The organism is Microbacterium meiriae (assembly GCF_040702565.1).
In the GTDB taxonomy this organism is placed as follows: domain Bacteria; phylum Actinomycetota; class Actinomycetes; order Actinomycetales; family Microbacteriaceae; genus Microbacterium; species Microbacterium meiriae.
In genome coordinates this window covers 576,384-596,868 of record NZ_JBFBLJ010000001.1, presented here as the reverse complement: position 1 = coordinate 596,868, position 20,485 = coordinate 576,384, and the positions used below count along the sequence as shown (strand labels likewise).

23 protein-coding genes are annotated in these 20,485 nt (G+C 71.0%); 12 read left to right on the top strand and 11 right to left on the bottom strand.

The window, feature by feature from the left end; genetic code table 11:
- Window positions 1–20: 20 nt before the first annotated feature.
- Window positions 21–1,886 (bottom strand): sulfatase-like hydrolase/transferase, encoded by a 1,866-nt coding sequence (locus tag AB0310_RS02815; RefSeq protein WP_366236544.1) that lies wholly within the window; start codon window positions 1,884–1,886, stop codon window positions 21–23.
- A 22-nt stretch (window positions 1,887–1,908) separates the two neighbouring features.
- Between AB0310_RS02815 and AB0310_RS02810 the strand changes: the two genes are divergently transcribed.
- Entirely contained in the window at window positions 1,909–2,121 is a 213-nt protein-coding gene (locus tag AB0310_RS02810; RefSeq protein ID WP_366236543.1) for a hypothetical protein, read from the top strand.
- 44 nt (window positions 2,122–2,165) lie between these two features.
- On the top strand, window positions 2,166–2,567 hold the full coding sequence (locus AB0310_RS02805; protein ID WP_366236542.1) for a RidA family protein: 402 nt from the start codon (window positions 2,166–2,168) through the stop codon (window positions 2,565–2,567).
- Between the two features lies 1 nt (window position 2,568).
- Here AB0310_RS02805 and AB0310_RS02800 read toward each other — a convergent pair whose 3' ends face one another.
- The 4 genes from AB0310_RS02800 to AB0310_RS02785 are packed head-to-tail and all read right to left on the bottom strand — an operon-like array spanning window position 2,569 to window position 6,139.
- Complete coding sequence (locus AB0310_RS02800) at window positions 2,569–3,645, bottom strand: DNA polymerase IV (protein ID WP_366236541.1); 1,077 nt, start codon at window positions 3,643–3,645, stop codon at window positions 2,569–2,571.
- 39 nt (window positions 3,646–3,684) lie between these two features.
- Window positions 3,685–4,536 carry a CPBP family intramembrane glutamic endopeptidase gene (locus AB0310_RS02795; RefSeq protein WP_366236540.1) on the bottom strand — a complete coding sequence of 284 codons (852 nt, stop codon included), beginning with the start codon at window positions 4,534–4,536 and terminating at the stop codon, window positions 3,685–3,687.
- Window positions 4,533–5,258 carry a tRNA (guanosine(46)-N7)-methyltransferase TrmB gene (gene trmB / locus AB0310_RS02790; RefSeq protein WP_187663771.1) on the bottom strand — a complete coding sequence of 242 codons (726 nt, stop codon included), beginning with the start codon at window positions 5,256–5,258 and terminating at the stop codon, window positions 4,533–4,535. Before trmB ends, AB0310_RS02795 begins: the two co-directional genes overlap by 4 nt.
- A 41-nt stretch (window positions 5,259–5,299) precedes the next feature.
- Window positions 5,300–6,139 carry a DUF3097 domain-containing protein gene (locus AB0310_RS02785; RefSeq protein WP_366236539.1) on the bottom strand — a complete coding sequence of 280 codons (840 nt, stop codon included), beginning with the start codon at window positions 6,137–6,139 and terminating at the stop codon, window positions 5,300–5,302.
- A gap of 122 nt (window positions 6,140–6,261) precedes the next feature.
- Here AB0310_RS02785 and AB0310_RS02780 point away from each other — a divergent pair, with 122 nt between their 5' ends.
- From AB0310_RS02780 to AB0310_RS02765, 4 genes are all read left to right on the top strand, one after another.
- On the top strand, window positions 6,262–8,292 hold the full coding sequence (locus AB0310_RS02780) for a TPM domain-containing protein (RefSeq protein WP_366236538.1): 2,031 nt from the start codon (window positions 6,262–6,264) through the stop codon (window positions 8,290–8,292).
- Window positions 8,293–8,351: 59 nt separating this feature from the next.
- Window positions 8,352–9,095: a PspA/IM30 family protein gene (locus tag AB0310_RS02775; RefSeq protein WP_187663768.1), complete on the top strand. Its 744-nt coding sequence runs from the start codon at window positions 8,352–8,354 to the stop codon at window positions 9,093–9,095.
- Between the two features lie 62 nt (window positions 9,096–9,157).
- Window positions 9,158–9,961 carry an arginase family protein gene (locus AB0310_RS02770; RefSeq protein ID WP_366236917.1) on the top strand — a complete coding sequence of 268 codons (804 nt, stop codon included), beginning with the start codon at window positions 9,158–9,160 and terminating at the stop codon, window positions 9,959–9,961.
- Window positions 9,958–10,401, top strand: coding sequence for a Fe-S oxidoreductase (locus tag AB0310_RS02765; protein WP_366236537.1), 444 nt, complete (start codon window positions 9,958–9,960; stop codon window positions 10,399–10,401). The genes AB0310_RS02770 and AB0310_RS02765 overlap by 4 nt, the downstream gene beginning before the upstream one ends.
- A gap of 1 nt (window position 10,402) precedes the next feature.
- On the opposite strand, the gene AB0310_RS02760 is transcribed toward AB0310_RS02765, so the two are convergent.
- From AB0310_RS02760 to AB0310_RS02750, 3 genes are read right to left on the bottom strand one after another with little or no spacing between them, the layout of a single operon-like run.
- Window positions 10,403–10,873 carry an SIP domain-containing protein gene (locus tag AB0310_RS02760; RefSeq protein ID WP_259955111.1) on the bottom strand — a complete coding sequence of 157 codons (471 nt, stop codon included), beginning with the start codon at window positions 10,871–10,873 and terminating at the stop codon, window positions 10,403–10,405.
- A 33-nt stretch (window positions 10,874–10,906) separates the two neighbouring features.
- Window positions 10,907–11,641, bottom strand: a complete 735-nt coding sequence (locus AB0310_RS02755) for a tyrosine-protein phosphatase (RefSeq protein ID WP_259955112.1) — start codon at window positions 11,639–11,641, stop codon at window positions 10,907–10,909.
- Entirely contained in the window at window positions 11,638–12,114 is a 477-nt protein-coding gene (locus tag AB0310_RS02750) for a carboxymuconolactone decarboxylase family protein (RefSeq protein WP_259955113.1), read from the bottom strand. Before AB0310_RS02750 ends, AB0310_RS02755 begins: the two co-directional genes overlap by 4 nt.
- Before the next feature lie 178 nt (window positions 12,115–12,292).
- Between AB0310_RS02750 and AB0310_RS02745 the strand changes: the two genes are divergently transcribed.
- From AB0310_RS02745 to AB0310_RS02720, 6 genes are all read left to right on the top strand, one after another.
- Window positions 12,293–13,210: an alpha/beta fold hydrolase gene (locus tag AB0310_RS02745; protein WP_268776510.1), complete on the top strand. Its 918-nt coding sequence runs from the start codon at window positions 12,293–12,295 to the stop codon at window positions 13,208–13,210.
- 92 nt (window positions 13,211–13,302) lie between these two features.
- Window positions 13,303–14,820: an ABC transporter substrate-binding protein gene (locus tag AB0310_RS02740; protein WP_187663762.1), complete on the top strand. Its 1,518-nt coding sequence runs from the start codon at window positions 13,303–13,305 to the stop codon at window positions 14,818–14,820.
- Between the two features lie 16 nt (window positions 14,821–14,836).
- Complete coding sequence (locus AB0310_RS02735) at window positions 14,837–15,787, top strand: ABC transporter permease (protein WP_259955117.1); 951 nt, start codon at window positions 14,837–14,839, stop codon at window positions 15,785–15,787.
- Window positions 15,784–16,653 (top strand): ABC transporter permease, encoded by an 870-nt coding sequence (locus AB0310_RS02730; protein ID WP_187663760.1) that lies wholly within the window; start codon window positions 15,784–15,786, stop codon window positions 16,651–16,653. Before AB0310_RS02735 ends, AB0310_RS02730 begins: the two co-directional genes overlap by 4 nt.
- Entirely contained in the window at window positions 16,650–17,441 is a 792-nt protein-coding gene (locus tag AB0310_RS02725) for an ATP-binding cassette domain-containing protein (RefSeq protein WP_187663759.1), read from the top strand. Before AB0310_RS02730 ends, AB0310_RS02725 begins: the two co-directional genes overlap by 4 nt.
- Entirely contained in the window at window positions 17,438–18,226 is a 789-nt protein-coding gene (locus tag AB0310_RS02720; protein WP_268776512.1) for an ABC transporter ATP-binding protein, read from the top strand. The genes AB0310_RS02725 and AB0310_RS02720 overlap by 4 nt, the downstream gene beginning before the upstream one ends.
- A 79-nt stretch (window positions 18,227–18,305) precedes the next feature.
- Here the strand turns inward: AB0310_RS02720 and AB0310_RS02715 are convergent, their stop codons facing one another.
- From AB0310_RS02715 to AB0310_RS02705, 3 genes are read right to left on the bottom strand one after another with little or no spacing between them, the layout of a single operon-like run.
- The gene (locus tag AB0310_RS02715) at window positions 18,306–18,920 is read right to left on the bottom strand and encodes a GNAT family N-acetyltransferase (protein ID WP_268776513.1); all 615 of its coding nucleotides are present in this window, start codon (window positions 18,918–18,920) and stop codon (window positions 18,306–18,308) included.
- A 4-nt stretch (window positions 18,921–18,924) separates the two neighbouring features.
- The gene (locus tag AB0310_RS02710; protein ID WP_268776514.1) at window positions 18,925–19,644 is read right to left on the bottom strand and encodes a uracil-DNA glycosylase; all 720 of its coding nucleotides are present in this window, start codon (window positions 19,642–19,644) and stop codon (window positions 18,925–18,927) included.
- Window positions 19,641–20,423: an SDR family oxidoreductase gene (locus AB0310_RS02705; RefSeq protein WP_259955126.1), complete on the bottom strand. Its 783-nt coding sequence runs from the start codon at window positions 20,421–20,423 to the stop codon at window positions 19,641–19,643. Before AB0310_RS02705 ends, AB0310_RS02710 begins: the two co-directional genes overlap by 4 nt.
- Between the last annotated feature and the right edge of the window lie 62 nt (window positions 20,424–20,485).

Here is a 20,485-nt window from a genome sequence, read left to right as displayed (position 1 = left end):
CCTCGGCCCGCTCCGGTCGATCACTCGCGCGACAGCATCGCCGCTGCCTCGAGTTCCATATCGAGATACTGCTCCGTACTCACGTCCACCGCCACGCCCAGGAGCTTGCCGCCGGTGAACGGGAACGGGTTGCGGTACTGCGCGCTCACCGGGTCGGCGCTGTCCCACCCGACGCAGAGTCCGTCGCCGCAGAGCGTGAACTTCCCGACCTGCGCCCGCATCGGACCTGACGCCACCGCACGATCGTCGACGTACAGCGTGGTCGTGCCGACGGACTCGCCGTGCTCCCCCGCCCCCTCGCGGACGAACTCCACGCCGAGGGTATGCGGGCCGGGGGTGAGCTCGTCCGAGGTGAACGACTGCTCCGGCGGGATGCCGAGGAAGTTGTACACGTAGACGAGCCTGTTGCCCTTGAGGAACAGGGAGTGCCCGCCGAAGCGCGAGCCGTGCGCGAAGAGCACGCCCTCGGCACCCTCGTCGAGCACGACGTCGGCGATGATCTTGTAGGAGCGCCCTCGGACGTTCACCGCGACGCTCTCCGGTACCGCCGCGGTGCCGGGGAAGTACACATAGCGATCCCGGGGCGACTCGGCCTGGGGCCGCGGGACCGTCAGGATCTCGCGGGCGGAGCGGTCATCGAGCGGAAGGGCGAAGTTCGCCTCCGCCTCGGCGAACCATGCGGTGATGAGCTCCTGCAGCTTCTCCGGGTGGGTCGCGGCGAGGTCGTTCGACTCGGAACGGTCCTCCGCCACGTGATACAGCTCCCACACGTCGTCGTCGAAGTGGCCCTTGCCGCTCAGCGGCGCGTGTACGGCGGCGGCCTTCCAGCCGTCCTTCCAGATGCCCCTCGTGCCGAGCATCGAGTAGTACTGCACCGTCTTCTGCGTCGGACCGTCCGGCGCCGCGTCGAAGGACGACTTCATCGAGACGCCGTCGAGCGGTCTCTGCGGCACCCCACGGTAGGACTCCGGCATCTCGATGCCGATGACGTCGAGCACTGTCGCCACGACGTCCACCGAGTGGTGGTACTGGTGGCGCAGCTCCCCCTTCGCCGCGATCCCCTTCGGCCAGTGCACGACCATCGGGTCGCAGGTGCCGCCGGAGTACTGGGAGTAGCGCTTGAACATCTGGAACGGCGTGGAGAACGCGGCCGCCCACCCGGTCGGATAGTGGTTGTAGGTGTCCGCGGAGCCGAGGGTGTCGATCATCGCGAGGTTCTCGGCGAGATCGTCGGGGTAGCCGTTGAAGAACTTGTTCTCGTTCACGGAGCCGTCCGGTGATCCCTCCCCCGAGGCGCCGTTGTCGGCGCAGTAGAAGATGATCGTGTTGTCCAGCTGCCCCGTCTCCTCCAGGTAGTCCACGATCCGACCGACCTGGGCATCCGTGTACTCGGAGAAGCCGGCGAAGACCTCGGCCATCCGCGCGAACAGCCTCCGTTCGTCGTCGTTCAGCTCCGCCCACGGGCGCACGTAGTCGGCCGGGTTCGCCGCCTCGTCCGGCAACGGGTTGAACGGCGTCATCTGCGTGCCCTCCGGCAGCACGCCCTTCTCGATCATGCGGGCGAGCACCCACTCGCGATAGGCGTCGTAGCCGTCGTCGAACGCCCCCTTGTACTTGTCGATGTACTCCTGCGGCGCGTGGTGCGGAGCGTGGTTCGCGCCGGGACAGAACCACATGTACCAGGGCTTTGAGGGGTTCGAGGCCTGCTGGTTCCGGATCATCGCGAGCGCCTGGTCGGCGAGATCCTTCGACAGGTGATACCCGTCCTCCGGGCGGTACGGCTGCTCGATGAAGTGGTTGTCCTCGACGAGATCGGGGTACCAGTTGTTCGTCTCGCCACCGAGGAAGCCGTAGAACCGGTCGAACCCGAGTTGCAGCGGCCACATCGAGCGGCTGCCTCCCGGCGCGATGTCCTCCTCCGGGGTGCGGGCACTCGTGGTCAGCGTGAGCGCAGACCGGCTGACCGCGCGGCTGCAGTTCTGGCACCACCCGCTGCACGGTGCCGTGGTGAGTGCCGCGGTCGTGATCGCGGTCTTCGATGCCCTCGGCAACCTCGGCACGACCGGCACGGTGACCAGCGTCCCGGCCCCACCACCGCTCGTCCCGTCCGACCCCGTGTGAGACCAGGGGTGCGCGATGTCGGTGCCCTCGGGCATGATCTGCGCATGGACATCACCTTCCTGCAACCGGACGGCCTCGTCCGCAGCCCTGCCTTCAGTCACGCCGCCGTCATCCCGCCCGGGGCGACCACCGTCTACATCGGAGGGCAGAACGGCGTCGATGCCTCCGGTGCCGTCGTCTCCCCCGACGTGGCCGCGCAGTCCCTTCGCGCTCTCGACAACGCCCGAGTCGCACTGGAGTCCGCGGGGGCGACGCTCGACGACGTCGTGAGCTGGACCGTCCTCATCGATCAGGAGGCAGATCTGCGCGCGGCGTATGGCGCCGTGGCCGCCACGCTCGCCAGAGAGGGCGCCCCGCCCCTGGTGACCGCCGCCCGGGTGGCGGGCCTCGGCGTGCCCGGAGCGCTCATCGAGGTGAGCGCGATCGCCGCGATGGTCCGCGACTGAGTCAGATGCGACCGCGCACGGGGGTGCGTTCCGCGCCGTCCGGCTCGTCGGGCATGGTCATCTCGGCACGGACACCGAGCAGCCGCACTTCCCGGTCGGCGTCGAGGGTCTCGCCGAGAGCGAGTGCCATCGCGACCACGTCCTCTCGTTCCGTCGTGGGGGCCGGGAGCTTCCGGCCGAATGTCTTCGTCTCGAACGGCGCATACCGCACCTTGAGGTGCACCCGCGTGACCGGGCGCCCCTCGGCGGCGCAGTCGTCGAACGCGTGTCCCGCGAGCTCCCGCAGCGCGTCCTGCACCGCCTCAGGCGTCGTCAAATTCTGCTGATATGTGGTCTCCCGACTGTGGCTCCGGGCCACCCACGGGGTGTCGTCGACGATCCGTGGCCCCAGCCCCGAGCCCAGACCCAGATACCACCGCCCCATCCTCGGACCGAACTCCGCGACCAGCGTCTCCTCGTCCGCGGCCGCCAGCTCGCGCACCGTCGCGATACCGTGGGTCGCCAGCCGCTTCTGCACCTTCGGCCCCACGCCCCACAGGTCACGCGTCGGCCGGTCGCCCATCACCGCGAACCAGTTGTCGGCGGTCAGCCGGAAGACCCCCCGCGGTTTGCCGAACTCGGTCGCGATCTTCGCCCGCACCTTGTTGTCGCCGATGCCCACCGAGCAGTGCAGGCCGGTGGCCTCCTCCACCGCCCGCTGGGCGGCCCGCGCGACGCCCTCCGGATCATCGGTCGCGACTCCGAGGAAGCACTCGTCCCACCCCACCACCTCGAGCACCACGTCCGGCAGTGCACGCAGCGCGGCCATCACCTCGTCCGACGCCCGCTCGTACTCCGCGTGATCGACGGGCAGGAACACCGCGTCCTCCGGCGCCTTCCGCGCCGCGATCTTCAGCGGCATGCCCGACCCGATGCCGAACGCGCGGGCCTCGTACGACGCTGTCGAGACGACGGCCCGCTCGGTCGGATCACCGCGTCCCCCGACGATGACAGGACGGCCGGCCAGCTCCGGACGGCGCCGCACCTCGACTGCCGCGATGAACTGATCCATGTCGACGTGCAGCACCCACTCGGTCATGCATCGAGTGTGACCGCTGACGACCGCGAAGTCACCCCGTCAGACGAGGAAGATCGGCAGGAGCCCGGGGTTGTGGGCGTGGACGAGGACGGCGAAGACCACCGCATCGAAGAGGAGGTGCACCGTGACGACGTAGGCCAGCGAATGGGTGCGGAGGAAGATGAACCCCTGCAGCAGCGCGAACGGGATGGTCAGCAGCGGCCCCCACTCCCGGTAGCCGAGCTCCCAGAGGAAGGAGACGAAGACGACGGCCTGCAGCACGTTCGCCAGCGCATCGGGGAAATGGCGACGCAGCAGCGCGAAGACGGTGCAGATGAAGAACAGCTCATCCCAGATGCCGACCGCGCCGACGCCGACGAAGAGCCGCGCGATGAGGTCGGGCGTGTCCACCACGGGCCAGTTCTGATAGACGCCGCTGGTGATGAAGTAGAAGGGCAGGATCAGCCAGCCGAGCACCAGCACCGCGACGAGCCAGCCCCAGTGGAGCAGTCCCCAGCGCTGCCCGGTCCGCCAGGGGAACCGGATCGCCCGGTCGCGGAAGGCGAACCGCGAGAGCAGATACGGCACGAGCACCGCACCGCCGAGCGCGAGGGTGAAGCGCAGCATGGCCAGGTTGTCGAGCTCCGCCGCGAGCGGGATGACGCTCACGATGAGCATGCCGAGCGCGATCAGCGAGAGGTCACGGGTGAGCGAGGGCCGCCGGGATCCGTCGGCCCCGGTCAGCGGCTCGCCGCGGCGCTCCACGAGCAGGGCGGCACCGACGCCCAGCGCCAGCAGCAGCCAGCCGAGCCAGGGCAGCGCCACGACGAAGAAGGCCGGGGCGGCCGCGCACACCAGCGCCGCGGGGACGAGGCGCACCCCCATGGGCGCACTCGGAGAGGCCTCCGTCATGCACGATCCCGTCGGCGGTACACGAGATCGCGGATGTCGCGGCCCTTCGCACGGCCCTTCCGCTCGAACGCGGTCATGACGCGGCCGTCGAACCGCTCGGCCCAGTCGCCCTCGAAGGCCCGCTCGAACAGAGGCTCGGCGTCGAGCACCTCCCGCATCTGCAGTGCGTAGTCCTCCCAGTCGGTTGCGAGCCGGAGGAGGCCGCCGTCGCGCAGCGCCCTGGCGGCTGTGTCCCCGAATCCCGGGCGCACCAGGCGACGCTTCGTGTGGCGCTTCTTGTGCCAGGGATCGGGGAAGAAGATCCACACCTCGGCCGCCGCTGCCTCCGGCAGGTACGAGGAGAGCACCTCCGGCGCATTGGCCTCCACGACGCGGAGGTTCTGTGCACCCGCGCGGTCGGCGTCGAGCATGGTCCGGGCGAGCCCCGCACGGAAGACCTCCACCGCGAGGAAGTCGTCGTGCGGACGGCTCGACGCGGCGGCGACGATGGCGTGCCCCTGTCCTGACCCGATCTCGACGAAGAGATCGGCCTCCCGGCCGTACTCGGCGGCGACGTCCAGCCGCGCCTCGGGGTGCACGGAGGTCCATGCCACCGCGCGCGGGACATCCAGCAGATAGTGCGGGGCGAGATCGGTGAAGGCGCGCTCCTGCGCCTCGGACATCCGGCCGCTCCGACGCACGAAGGACACCGGTTCGTCGCGGAAGGTACGCGGTTCGGGCATGGATCCAGGGTAGTCGCCGGCGGTCCCGCGGCCGGACGCGGTCACCCCGCGGGCGCGGTGACGAAGTCGATCAACTCCTCCACCCGCCCGAGGAGCGCGGGCTCGAGGTCGCGGTAGGTCGTCACCTTCGACAGGATGTGCTGCCAGGCCCTCGCCGTGTCGGCCTGGGTCTCGTGCGGCCAGCCGAACGCGCGGCAGATGCCGGTCTTCCAGTCGACGCCGCGCGGGATCTCGGGCCATGCCGCGATGCCGAGTGCCCGAGGGGTGACGCACTGCCAGACGTCCACGAACGGGTGGCCCGCGATGCGGACGTGCCGGCCGTGCGGGCCGCGGGCGACCGCCTCGGCGATGCGGGACTCCTTCGACCCCGGCACGAGGTGGTCGACGAGGACTCCGTACCGCCGTCGCGCACTCGGGGGCTCAGCGGCGAGGAGCTCGTCGAGCAGATCCACGCCCTGCAGGTACTCGACGACGACGCCCTCGACGCGCAGGTCGGCGCCCCACACCTTCTCGACGAGCTCGGCGTCGTGCCGCCCCTCGACGAGGATGCGGCTGGGCAGCGCCGTCCGCGCCCGCTGATCCGCCACCGCGAAAGATCCGGAGGCCGTGCGACGGGGTCCCTGTGCGGACGCCGCCGGGGCGGCGAGGCGGACCGGAGCTCCGTCGATGAGGAAGCCGCCGCCGAGGGGGAACAGGCGCCGCCGCCCGAGCCGGTCCTCGAGCTCCACGGTGCCGCCCTGCACCTTGGTCACGGCGCCGCAGAACCCGTCCGCCGCGACCTCGACCACGAGATCGACCTCCGCGGGCACCTGCGGCACCGGCTTCGCGCCGCGCTCGCGCCAGCCCGCCGCCAGCACGTCCGATCCGTACCTGTCGTCCATGCCTTCCAGCGTATGTGCCTCCGCTGAGGGCGAACGCCGAGACGCGCGCGAGTGCTGTCGCGTGTCGTACCCAGTGCATAGACTCGACACATGGGGCTCGGCTGCCGGTCGGAGGGAACACGATGACGAAACGGTGGCTGACGCTGGGTGCTCTGGCCCTCGCGGTCGCGACGGGTGCGCTGTCCGCCTCGGCGGCGTCCGCGACCGATCCGCTCACGCTCGACTCCGGGTACGTCACCGATCAGGCCGACGTCCTCTCCCCCGCCGAGGAGGAACAGGTCGAGTCGCGCCTGCAGGAGCTCACCGACAACTCCTCCGCCGACCTCTTCGTCGTCCTCGTCGACGACTTCACCGACCCGAGCGACAGCGTCGACTGGGCCGATCAGGTCGCGAACGACAACCGGCTCGGCCCCGAACAGTACCTGCTCGCGATCGCCGTCGAGGGCCGCAGCCTCTACATCTCCGCGGACTCCTCCGGACCGTTGAGCGACGGGCAGCTCGCCGCCATCGAGGACGCCATCGCCCCGCTCGCCGGCAGCGGCGACTGGGTCGGCGCCATCACACTGGCCGCGGACGAGATCCAGGGGGACGGCGGCGCCGGAGCGCTCCGCGTCACGCTGATCATCGTCGGGGTGGTCGCGGCCGCCCTGCTGATCTGGCTCGTCGTGGCCCTGGTCCGTCGCTCGCGCCGCAACGCAGCCATCCGCGAGCGGGGCGCCATGCCGGAGACCCCGGACCCCGCCGATCCGTTCTCCACGCTCACCGATGCGCAGGTGGAGCAGCAGGCCGGCGCCGCGCTCGTCCGCGCCGACGACGCCATCACCTCGAGCCGGGAGGAGCTGGGATTCGCCGTGGCGCAATACGGCGAGGGCGCGACCGCGGAGTTCTCCCGCGCCATCGACGAGGCGAAGTCGAAGATCGCCGAGGCGTTCGACCTCCGGCAGAAGCTCGACGACGAGATCGAGGACTCCATCCACGACCGGCGCGCGTGGCACATCCGCATCATCCGGCTGGCGGACGAGATCGACGACATCCTCGACGACAACACCGAGGCCTTCGATGAACTGCGCAAGCTGCAGGAGAACGCGCCGCAGGAGCTGGAGCGCGTGCGTCGGGAGCGGGACGAACTGATGTCGCTCCTCGCCTCCGCCGCACCCGCGCTCGCTGCTCTCTCCGGAACGTACGACCAGAGCGCGCTGGCCACCGTGGCGGACAACCCCGCGCAGGCTCAGGAACGTGCGGCACTGGCGGATCGCTCGATCGATGCGGCGGCTCAGGCGCTGGCCGCCGGCCGCAGCGGAGAGGCCGCCTTCGCGATCCGCACCGCCGAACAGGCGGTCGCGCAGGCCGCGCAGCTCGTCCAGGCGATCACCGCCCTCGGCGCCGAGCTGTCCGCCATCGAAGCGCAGGCGCAGGCCCTCGTGGCGGAGCTGGAGGCCGATGTCACCGCAGCATCGCAGCTCCCCGATCCGACCGGCGCTCTGGCCGCCGCGTCCGGCGCTGTCACCGCGCAGTTGCGGGCGGCGCACCAGGACCTCCTCGGCGCGCCGCGGAACCCGCAGCGCGCCCTGGACGCGCTCACCGCTGCGAACGCCCAGATCGACGGCGCGATCGCCCAGGGGCGGGAAGCCGTGGACCGCGCGCGTCGCGCACAGCAGCTCCTCGAGCAGACGCTCGCCCAGGCCGGGTCGGAGATCCGCGCTGCGCGCGACTTCATCGAAACGCGTCGGGGGACGGTGGGTTCCACCGCCCGCACCCGGCTCGCTGCGGCGGACGCCGCCCTCACCCAGGCGCTCACCCTGCGCACGACCGAGGTGGAGCGCGCCCTCGCCGAGGCGCAGCGCGCCCTCGGTCTCGCGCGCGAGGCCACATCCGCGGCGGAGGCCGACCTGCGCGCGTACTCCCCCGGCGCCTACGCGGACGACGGCTGGGGCGGAGTCTTCGGCGGCTCCGGGTCCCGCTCCACCGGCTCCGGCATCGGCGGGGACATCCTCGGCGGGATCATCGGCGGACTGCTCGCCGGCGGCGGGGGCGGCGGCTCCTCGCGGCGCAGCAGCGGCTGGCGCTCCTCGGGCGGCTTCCGCAGCTCCGGGTTCGGCGGCGGCGGATCCCGCGGTGGCGGACGAGGACGGTCCGGAGGTCGACGCTTCTGATCCCTCGCACAGACACATACGCCAAGCTCTCGAAGACGCCCCTCTGAAAGGAACCACGCATGACCAAGCAGTCCATCTTCGGACGGATCTCCACCCTCGTCCGCGCGAACATCAACGCCCTCCTGGACTCTGCGGAAGACCCGCAGAAGATGCTCGACCAGCTCGTCCGCGACTACACCAACAGCATCGCCGACGCCGAGTCCGCGATCGCGGAGACCATCGGCAACCTGCGGCTGCTGGAGCGCGACCACGAGGAAGACGTGCAGGCGGCCACCGAGTGGGGCAACAAGGCCCTCGCCGCCAGCCGCAAGGCCGACGAGATGCGCGGCTCGGGCAACAGCGCTGACGCCGACAAGTTCGACAACCTCGCGAAGATCGCCCTGCAGCGCCAGATCAGCGCCGAGCGGGAGGCGACGAGCGCCGAGCCGCAGATCGCGGCTCAGACCGAGATCGTCGACAAGCTCAAGAGCGGCCTGAACGGCATGAAGGACAAGCTCAACGAGCTCAAGAACAAGCGCAGCGAGCTCCTCGCCCGCGCCAAGGTCGCCGAGGCGCAGACCAAGGTGCAGGACGCGGTCAGCTCGATCAACGTGCTCGACCCCACCAGCGAGCTGGGACGGTTCGAGGACAAGGTCCGCCGCCAGGAGGCTCTCGCCCAGGGCAAGGCGGAGCTGGCCGCCTCGAGCCTCGACGCCCAGTTCGAGAGCCTCGAGGACCTCGGGGAGCTCACCGAGGTCGAGGCGCGCCTCGCCGAGCTGAAGGCCGGCGGCAGCGCGCCGCGGCAGGCGCTCGAAGGCAACTGACACCGTCGCGGATGCCCGGGCGCACGCCCGGGCACCCGCCGTTCCGTCTCCGGGAGGTCTCCATGGTGCGCTTCCTCGTCGTGCCGCAGTGGCAGGGTTCACCCGCCGCCCGCGCGATGCTCCTCGTCGACGGCGCGTCGGCCATCGCGGGCGATCTGCCGCGTGCGGCGACGACCGTCCTCGACGTCCCCGTCGAGGCCGGGGAATCGCTGGGTACAGGCGTCCGACGACTCAGCGCGCTCGCGCGGACCCGGGAGCTCGTGGCCGGGCATCTCGAAGCCGGAACCGTGCTGATCGGCGGTGACTGCAGCATCACCGTCGCCGCACTCGACACGCTCCCCGGAGGCACCGACGACCTCGCGGTGGTCTGGTGCGATGCGCACGCCGACCTGCACACTCCGGACACATCACCCTCCGGCGCGTTCTCCGGCATGGCGCTGCGCGCCGTCATCGGTGAGGGAGAACCGCAGCTCGCCCTCTCCCCCGGCATCCCCCGAGACCGTGTCGTCACCGTGGGCGTCCGGAACGTGGACGATGCCGAGACCGACGACTGGGGCCGCCTCCGGAACCTCGCGGTGACCGATCTGGACGATCCGGGCGCGCTCGCCGACGCCGTGCAGGACACGGGCGCCCAACGCGTCTGGGTGCACATCGACGTCGACGTCCTCGATCCCGCGACCTTCACCGGGGTCTCCGCTGCCGTTCCCTTCGGCGTCACCCCGACGTCTCTGAGCACAGCGATCAGAGAACTGCGAGCCCGCGTCCCCTTGGCGGGGGCGACCATCGCGGGCTTCGCACCCCGCACGCCCGCCGACGCGGTCGACGATCTCGGCGCGATCCTGCGCCTCGTCGGAGCCGTCGCATGAGTCCCAGGGCGGGCTGGGAGACGATCGCGGCGGAACGCCTCGCCCGCGGGCGCCGGACGGATCGCCGCATCCCCTCGTTCCTGCTGCGCTCGCCGATCAGCCGACTGGGCTACCTCTGGGGAACGGCCGTCGGCTGGATCTGGGGCACGCTGTGGAGCACCGGTCCGATCGAACGGCGCGGCGGACTCTGGGTCTTCCGCGGCATGCCGCGGTGGACCTTCCACCGCGGCGGCGTCTGCGTCGGCGGGTGCTTCCTCACCGGCGGCGCGCGGCCGACGGACGCGGTGCTGCGCCACGAGGCCGTCCACAAGCAGCAGTGGTTGCGCTACGGCTTCCTGATGCCGGTGCTCTACCTGTTCGCGGGACGGGACCCGCTGCGCAACCGCTTCGAGATCGAAGCAGGACTGGAAGACGGCAACTACGTGCGCCGCACCCGCTGACTCAGTTCTCGACGGGAAGCAGACCGAAGCGCTCCGGCACGCGGATGCGGTGCGCGGCGACGCCGAGGCGGTCGGTGAGGTGCTCGACGATGTCGGCCGTGCCGAGGTAGCCGCCGAGCAGTGTGACGTGCGTCTCGACCTCGTCATCCAGCAGCATCTCGTCAGCCCATGCGCACGTGGCTCGGGCCAGCGCCTGACCCGGGGTGCAGCCGCGCCCACTGCCCGGGGCTCCGGAGCGCGCGGAACGCGCGAGCCAGGTGACCGTCATGCGGCCCGGCGCATGGATCACGCCGATGTCGGAGGCATCGGGAACCTCGATGAAGATGCGACCGGACGCACAGAGCGGGAGAGTCGCGAGGAACGCCTCGAGGTCGAGCAGCGAATGCTCGTCGGCGGTGACCAGGTGGTGTGCGCGACGGCGCGCCGCGCGGCGTGCCGCACGCGTGCCCCGGGTGTCGAGCGTGGTGTCCATGGTGATCCCATCGTACACCAAGCGAAGGCTTGCCTAACCTTCGGCGGCGGCATCCTCCGACACGGGCTCGACGAGCGCATCGCGCAGAGCGGCGAGCTCGTCATCCGTCATGCCGTTCGCGTGCAGATAGCCGGCGGCCGACCCCCACCGTTCGTCCACTTCCGCGAGCAGCCGACGCATCACCTCGGCCGGTGAGCGGGTGGCGAGATCCACGGCGTGCACCGCCTCGGGATGCTGCGACCGCAGGTACGCGGCGATGCGCCGTGACCGTTCGGCCGGCAGCTGCGACTCGGTGAGAGCGTAATCGGCGATGACGGCTTCCCTGTCGGCGCCGACCGCCGAGAGCGCCAGCGCGACCGTCACCCCCGTGCGGTCCTTGCCCACGGTGCAGTGGACCAGCGTCGGCTCCCCCGCGGCGATCACCCGGACGGCGGCGACCAGCCGCTCGGCGCTCTCCTCCAGAAGATGCAGGTACAGGTCGTCGAGACTCGTGTCGGACTCGAAGAAGGAGCGCACCGACCCGAGGAACAGCGGAAGGTGGGTCGTCTCCGGGCCCTCGATCTCGCTCGGTTCCGCGGCGACCTCCTCGCCGTCGCGGAGGTCGACGATGTGGCGCACCGCCGACCGCAGGCGCGCGGCGCCCTTCGTCGTCGCCGTGGAGAGCTGACCTGACCGCAGCAGAACGCCGTGGCGGATGCGTCCACCCGCCACGGGGATCCCGCCGACGTCTCGGACGTTGGTCACGCCCTCGACGTCGAGGACCGTCACGCGCCCGCCTGAGAGCCGCGCGGGGGCACCGGGTAGCGCCCGGCGATGACGATGCGGTTGAAGGCGTTGATCGACACGCACGCCCAGCTCAGCGCGGCGTACTCCTTCTCGGTGAAGACGCTCCCCACCAGGTCGTAGACCTCGTCCGAGATGCCATCCTCCGCGATGAAGGTGAAGGCCTCGGCCAGCTCGAGCGCGGCACGCTCGCGATCGCTGAACACACCGCTCTCACGCCACACGGCGATCTGGCTGATCGTGTCGACATCCAGCCCGGCGGCGACCGCGCGGTCCACGTGGATCCGCGTGCAGTAGCTGCACCCGTTCAGCTGCGAGCAGTGGATCATGACGATCTCCTTCAGCCGATCATCGATCCCGTTCGCCGCGCAGATGCTGCCGACCGTCTTCGAGAAGGCGTCGAGGGCCTGATAGGCCGCAGGCTCCGTCTTGGACAGGTGCACGCGCTGTTCGCTCATACCCCCCATGATATTCCGGCGAGTGCGCGGGAGAGCGGCACCCCGAGGGGAGGTCGAAATGCAGATCGACAAGCATGCTGCGCAAAATCCGAGCTGAACGCACACCGAATACCGGTGCTGAATTGTCGATGTGCTCTCGCATTTCCCGTGGCGGCGATTTCGGGCGCAGAATAGCCGCGTGGCGATCGACAGCAGCGAGTTCTCCTATCTTCCCGCACAGGCCGATGCTCTCGGCGTCCCGCTCCCGACGGTGGAGCGACTGACCCTCCCCCTTCCCGACGGCCGGTCCGTCAGCGCGCTGCGCTTCGGCACCGACGCCCCGCGCATCACGCTCCTGCACGGCGCGGGGCTGAACGCCCACACGTGGGACACGACGGCGCTGGCGCTCGGACAGCCGCTCCTCGCGATCGACCTCGCCGGCCACGGCGACTCCGCCTGGCGTGACGATGCGGACTACTCCCCCCGCACCCTCGCCGCGGACGTGGTCGCCGCGCTGGACGCATGGACGTCCGGGCCGCAGGTGCTCGTCGGACAGTCTCTCGGCGGTCTCACCGGCGCCGCTGTCGCCGCGGCCCGACCCGACCTGGTGGCCGCGCTCGTCGTCGTGGACATCACCCCCGGCATCGATGTCTCCGCCGGCCCCGCCGCCCTGCGCGAGTTCTACGCCGGCCCGACGGACTTCGCCAGCCGTGCGGAGCTCGTCGACAAGGCGATGGCCCTCGGATTCGGCGGCACCCGCCCCGAGACGGAGCGCGGCGTCTTCCTCAACACGCGCGTGCGTGCAGACGGGCGCGTGGAGTGGAAGCACCATTTCGCGCACCTCGCGGCGGCCGCGCTGGCCGCTCACGACCCCGGCACCGCGGCGGCCCCCTCGGTGCTGCACGAGACCGGCTGGGATGATCTGGCGGCCGTGGCAGCGCCCGTCACGCTCGTCCGCGCCGAGCGCGGCTTCGTCAGCGCTGCCGATGCGGAGCAGTTCCAGCAGCGGCTCCCCGACGCCCGCGTCGTGGTGCTGGACGCCACGCACAACGTGCAGGAGACGGCACCTCGTGACCTCGCGGCACTCGTCGCCTCCGCGGTCACGGCCGGAATATGACGTTCCGTTCCGCACCCGCCCCGCATACCTCTGCCCGACCCTAGGCTCGTCCCACCGGCACACAGCACCTGCCGCACCGAGAGGAAACACCCATGTTCCGACGTCATCGACGCCTCGCGCTGATCTCCGCGCTCGCGGCCACCGCCGTGATCCTCAGCGCCTGCTCCGGCTCCGCCGAGCCCGCCCCGTCCGCGGGCGGCGAGCCCGACCCCGACGCCACCCTGCACGTCGGTCTCGTGCTCGAACCCACGAACCTCGACATCCGGCACACCAGCGGCGCCGCTCTCGAGCAGGTCCTCATCGACAACATCTACGAAGGACTGGTCAGCCGCACGCAGGAGAACGAGATCGTCGAGCGGCTCGCCTCGGACTACGAGGTGTCCGACGACGGCCTCACCTACACGTTCACCCTCAACGACGGCATCACCTTCCACGACGGCTCGCCCCTCACCTCCGCCGACGTCGTGGCGTCGTACGAGACCGTCCGCACCGACACGACGGTGCAGGGCAACGCGGAGTTCGCGTCCGTCGCCTCGATCTCGGCCCCGGACGCCACGACCGTCCAGATCGTGCTGTCGGAGCCGAACCAGAATTTCCTCTTCTCGCTCACCGGCCCGGCCGGCCTCGTCTTCAAGAAGGGCGACACCACCGACCTCAAGACCGCGGAGAACGGCACCGGGCCCTTCACGCTCACGCGCTGGAACAAGGGCAGCACGATCACCTTCGCCCGCAACGACGAGTACTGGGGCGAGCCGGCCGGCGTCGCCGAGGTCGAGTTCCAGTACATCCCCGACTTCACGGCCGGAGTGAACGCCGCTCTCGCCGGCGACGTCGACGTGCTCACCGCGGTGGACCCCAACCTTGCTCCCCAGCTCGAGGACTCGGGCGACTTCACACTCACGACGGGCCGCACGACCGACAAGGCCACGCTCGCCTTCAACAACAAGAAAGCCCCGCTGGACGACGTCCGGGTGCGAGAGGCTCTGCGCCTGGCGATCGACCACGACGCGCTCATCGAGGCCGTCGGCGCCGGCACCCCGCTGTACGGTCCGATCCCCGAGCTCGACCCCGGCTACGAGGACCTCTCCGACGTCATCTCCTACGACCCCGACCGGGCGAAGGAGCTGCTCGCCGAGGCCGGCCAGGAGGATCTCGACCTCACCCTGACGATCCCGTCGTTCTACGGCACCACCGTGCCGAAGGTCCTCATCTCGGACTTCGACAAGGTCGGTGTGAACCTCGAGGTCGACTCCGTGGAGTTCCCGACCTGGCTCGAGGACGTCTACACCAACAAGGACTACGACCTCAGCTTCGTCCTGCACGTCGAGCCGCGGGACTTCGGCAACTTCGCCAATCCGGACTACTACTTCGGCTACGACAACGCCGAGGTGCAGGACCTCTACGCGCAGGCGATGGCGGAGGTCGACGCGGACGCCTCCGCGAAGCTCCTCGCCGAGGCGGCCCGCATCGTCTCCGAGGACCACGCGGCCGACTGGCTCTACAACGGCCAGACGATCACCGCCGTGAGCCCGCTCGTCAGCGGCTTCCCTGAGGACTCGATCAACTCGCGCATCGACCTCGCGGGTGTGACCGTCTCCGCGGCGAGCTGACGACGGCCGACTCCCCGTGCTGCGTTACGCGCTCGTCCGAGGGGCCCTGCTGATCGCGGGGCTCCTCGTGTCGAGCGCGCTCATCTTCCTCACGCTGCGGGTCTTCCCCGGCGACGTCGCGCAGCTGATCGCCGGCACGCAGGCCTCGCCCGCCGAGGTCGAGGCCCTGCGGGAGTCACTGGGCCTGAACCAGCCCCTGCTCGTGCAGTACACCGACTGGATCGCCGGCATCCTCCGCGGCGACCTCGGCACGTCGTTGCTGTCCGGCGCGTCCGTCGGCGAGGAGCTCCTGCTGAAGGCGCAGGTGACCGTCCCGCTCGGGATCATGTCGCTGGCGATCGCCGTGCTGATCGCCGTCCCCTTCGGGATCCTCGCCGCCCTGCGGCGCGGCCATCGCGACGGTACCGCGCTCAGCGTCGGCGCGCAGGCGCTCGCGGCGGTGCCCGTCGTCTGGGCGGGCATGATGCTGATCGTGGTGTTCTCCGTGTGGCTCGGCTGGCTGCCGCCCCAGGGCTTCCCCCGCACCGGATGGTCCACGCCGGGCAGGGCGATCGAGGCGCTGCTGCTGCCCGCCCTCACCATCGGCATCGTCGAGGGGGCCATGCTCATGCGCTTCGTGCGCAGCGCGACCCTGCAGGCGGCCGGGCAGGACTTCGTCCGCACCGCGGCCGCCAAGGGACTGACCAAGACCCGCGCCCTCATCCAGCACGGCATCCCCGCGGTCGGGCTCTCCATCATCACGGTCCTCGGCCTCCAGGTCGCCGGGATCATCGTCGGCTCGGTCGTTATCGAGCAGCTGTTCACGCTTCCGGGCATCGGCCGCATGCTCGTGACCGACGTCGGCACCCGGGATCTCGTCAAGGTGCAGAGCGAGCTGCTCGTGCTGACCGGCTTCGTGCTGGTGGTCGGCTTCCTCGTGGATCTGCTGCACCGGGCGATCGATCCTCGACAGCGGGAGGCCGCATGAGCGCGCGCTGGTTCCCCCGGCTGTGGCGGACCTCGACCGGTCGCTTCGGGCTGATCGTCATCGCCATCGTCGCGCTGGCGGCCGTCGTGTCGCTCTTCTGGACGCCGTTCGACCCGCGGGCCTCGAACATCGGCGACCGCTGGCTGCCGCCGAGCTGGCCGCACCTCCTCGGCACGGACGACACCGGTCGCGACATCCTGAGCCTGCTCATGGCCGGGGCGCGGACGACCGTGTTCGTCAGCGTGGGTGCCGGACTCGTCGCGACGCTCGTGGGCATCGCCCTCGCCGCCCTCGGCGCCCTGACCACCCGCCTCGTCCGGGAGACGGTGGCCGTGCTCGTCGACATCCTCATCGCCTTCCCCGTGCTGCTGATCGCGATGATGATCTCGTCGGTGTGGGGCGGTTCGCTCTGGGTCGTGATCTGGGCGGTGGGGATCGGGTTCGGCGTGAACATCGCGCGGGTCACGCGTCCGGAGCTGCGCCGCGTACAGCAGAGCGACTTCGTGCTCGCGGCGCGCGCGTCCGGCCTCACCCCCGCGCAGAACCTCGTCCGTCACCTCCTCCCGAATGTGGCGCCGGTGTTCATCGTGCAGCTGTCGTGGTCGATGGCCGTGGCCGTCCTCGCGGAGGCCGGCCTGTCCTACCTCGGGTTCGGCGCTTCGGTCGTGGAGCCCAGCTGGGGGCTGCTGCTCGCCGATCTGCAGCGTTACATCGGTGTGCATCCCCTCACGGTGATCTGGCCCGGACTCACCATCACCCTCACCGTGCTCGCCCTCAACCTGCTCGGAGACGGGCTCCGCGAGGCCACGGATCCCACGCTGCGGCACCGCGCCGCCGAGACGCACACACCGGCGGTGGTCGCATGAGTCTGACGGTCGAGGATCTCGTCATCGAGATCGACGGACGGCGCGTCGTCGACGGCGTGTCGTTCCAGGTGCCCGACGGCGCGCGCCTCGGCGTGATCGGCGAGTCGGGCTCCGGCAAGTCCCTCACCGCGCTCGCCGTCCTCGGGCTCCTGCCGGACGGGGCGACAGCGCACGGGAGCATCCGGTGGGACGACACCGAGCTGATCGGGATGCCGGACCGCGATCTCGCCCGGCTGCGCGGCGACGACATCGGCATCGTCTTCCAGGAGCCGCGGACCGCGCTCAACCCGATCCGCACCGTCGGCCGCCAGATCGCGGAATCCATCCGCATCCACGAGGGCCTCGGGCGGCGCGAGGCGCGCGACCGGGCGATCGCCGAAGCCGCCCGCGTGCGGCTTCCCGACCCGGAGACCATCGTCGACCGGTACCCGCACCAGCTCTCCGGGGGTCAGCGGCAGCGCGTGGCGATCGCGATGGCCCTCGCCTGCCGTCCGCGGCTGCTGATCGCGGACGAACCCACGACCGCCCTGGACGTGACGATCCAGGCGGAGATCCTGTCGCTGCTGCTCCGGCTCGTGGCCGACGAGGGCATGTCGCTGCTGTTCATCACGCACGACCTCGCGGTGCTGTCCCAGGTGGCGACCGCGGGCGTGGTGCTGGAGCACGGTCGCGTCGTCGAGAGCGCCCCGGTGTCGCGGCTGCTGACCGCGCCCTCCTCACCGGTCACGCAGGGCCTGCTGCGGGACGCGACCGCGACTCTCTGGCGTCCCGACGGAGGCACGGCATGAGCCTGATCGAAGCACGAGGGCTGCGGCGGGACTTCGTCCTGCCGAAGCGGACGGCGTTCGAGCGCACACGGCGGCAGACGGCGCTGGAGCCGACCGACCTCGACGTCCCCGAGGGCGCCTCCGTCGGGATCATCGGCGAGTCCGGATCCGGGAAGTCGACCCTCGTGCGGCTCCTGCTCGGGCTCGACCGTCCGACCGCGGGGAGCGTGTCGATAGACGGCCGGACCGTCGATGCCACTGCCTCCGCACGATCGCTGCACTGGTTGCGCCGGCAGACCGGACTCGTCTTCCAGGACCCCTACGCCTCGCTCGACCCCCGGATGACGGCCGGGCAGATCGTGCGGGAGCCGCTGTGGGCGCTCGGCATCGACGGAGATCATCGCGCCAGGGTACGAGAGGTCATCGCCCAGGTCGGCCTCGACCCCGAGATGGGCGACCGCTACCCGCACGAGTTCTCCGGCGGGCAGCGGCAGCGGATCGCCCTCGCCCGCGCGCTCGTCCATCGTCCGCGGATCCTCGTCGGCGACGAACCGCTGTCGGCGCTGGACGTCACGGTGCGCGCGCAGATCCTCGAGCTCCTCGCGGAGCTGCGGGTCGCGGACGAGTTCACGCTGCTGCTCGTGTCCCATGACATCGGTGTGGTGCAGAACCTCTGCGACACGGTCGTCGTCATGAAGGACGGCCGCATCGTCGAGCGCGGTCCGACCCGTGACGTCCTTCTCCACCCGTCGGCGGACTACACCCGCACGCTGCTCTCCGCGATCCCCGTCATCCCCGACGCCTGATCGTCGACCCACCCCCTTGCGTGCCTCCCACCCCGTTGCGCGCGTCCGCAAGGGGCCGGGGCGCACACAAAGGGGTGGGTCAGCGCGGGAAGAGCGAGAGGCGACGGCGGGGGCGGGACGGGCGCAGGGCTCGGCGCAGGTAGACGGTGCCCAGGTCACGACCGAACTTCCGGCCGACCCGCCCCATGCGCCCGGCCTCCACGAAGCCGAGCTTCTCGTGCAGCCGGATCGAGGCGTCCGCCCCTTGATCGCTGACGACGGCGACCATCTCGCGCAGCCCGCGCTGTTCGCAAGCGTCGATCAGGGCCTGCAGGAGAGCGGAGCCGAGTCCCTTCCCCGCCGCGCCCGGCCCGAGGTAGATGGAGTCCTCCACCGTGTACCGGTAGGCGTTCTTCCCGGCCCACGGCTGCGCGAGGGCATAGCCGAGGATCGCGCCGGAGGGCGACACCGCCACGAGGAAAGGCAGCCCGAGCCGCTCCAGGAGCGCGAACTTGTCTCTCCAGTACGGGATGCTGCTGCGGCGCTCATCCAGAGTGACGGCCGAGTTGCTGACGAAGTGGTTGTAGATCTCGCGCACGTGCGGGAGGTCTGCGGCCCTGGCGGGGCGGATCGCGTACGAGAACGTGTCCGGTGCGGCGGCCGGTCGCAGATGACGCGGGAGAACGCGACGACGGTCCCCGGGCTCGAACTGCATGGGCTCAGCTTAGGGAGCCGGGCCCCTCACCCTCCACCCTCCAGTCCACCGGAGCGCTGCCGAGCTCTTCCAGGAGCGCGTTCGCGCGGGAGAAGGGGCGGGACCCGAAGAAGCCGCGGCTGGCGGAGAGCGGGGACGGATGCGCCGAAGCGATCACCGGGGTGTCGCCGAGCAGAGGCTGGAGATTCGCCGCGTCACGCCCCCAGAGGATCGCGACGAGCGGCTGGTCGCGCGCGACGAGGGTGCGGATCGCGAGCTCCGTCACCTGCTCCCACCCCCAGCCGCGGTGGGAGGCCGCGGCTCCGGGGCGGACCGTCAGGACGCGGTTCAGCAGCAGCACGCCCTGATCGCTCCACGCCGTGAGGTCGCCGTGAGGCGCGGGCGACAGCCCGAGGTCCGCTTCGCGCTCCTTGTAGATGTTCATCAGGCTCCGCGGCAAGGGGCGCACGTCGCGGTCGACGGCGAACGACAGCCCGATCGGGTGGCCGGGGGTCGGGTAGGGGTCCTGACCCGTGATGAGCACCCGGACATCGGCGAGCGGTCGCTGGAAGGCCCGCAGCACGTTCGGTCCCGCGGGAAGGTACCCGTGACCCGCGGCCTGCTCGGCGCGCAGCCGCTCCCCGAGCGCCGTGATGGTGTCCTGCACCGGGGCCAGCGCCTCCGCCCACCCCGCGTCGATCAGTCCCTCTTCCGCGAGCTCGGCGAGGGCACGTCCTCCGGTCACTCGACGGGCCGGACCCGCAGCGGTCCCCGCGCGAGCAGGTGCTGCGCCGACTGGGCGACCGGCCGCATCGTGATGAGGTCGAGGTTCACGTGAGCGGGGGCCTCCAGGGCATAGGCGATGACGTCCGCCACATCCTCGGCGAGGAGGGGCGCCTCGACGCCCGAGTACACGGCCTCCGCCGCGACGGCGTCGCCCCCGAGCCGGTTCAGCGTGAACTCCTCGGTGTGCACCATGCCCGGAGCGACCTCGGCCACGCGGAGGGGCTCGCCGTTCAGCTCCTGGCGCAGCGCCCGGACGAGCATCGCCTCGGCAGCCTTCGCCGCGTTGTACCCCGCACCACCCGGGTAGGCGGTCTGCGCAGCCGTCGAGGTCACGAAGAGGAGGTCGGCGTGACCGTCCGCATCCGCGGTGCGGCGCAGCAGCGGCAGCAGCCCCGCCACGAGGCGCTGCGTGGCGAGCACGTTCGCGTCGTACATCCACTGCCAGTCGGCGAGCGCGGCGTCCTCGACGCGGTCGGTCCCCCGCGCGCCACCGGCGACCTGGACGAGGGCGTGCACCGGGCCCGTGCGCTCCAGCTCTCCGACGAGCGCCGCCACCGCCGCATCGTCGGTCAGGTCGCAGGCGATGGTCGATGCCCCCGTCTCGGCGGAGAGCGCGGCGAGGCGGTCCGCACGGCGGGCGACGCCGACGACGTCCCACCCCCGCGCCCGCAGCACCCGTACCGTCGCCTGACCGATCCCGGAACTCGCACCTGTCACCACTGCACGTCTGTTGGCCATGTCCTCCACCGTACGATGTCCGCGCGGGTTCCGCCCGTTCCGGGCCGCACGCCGTGTTACGT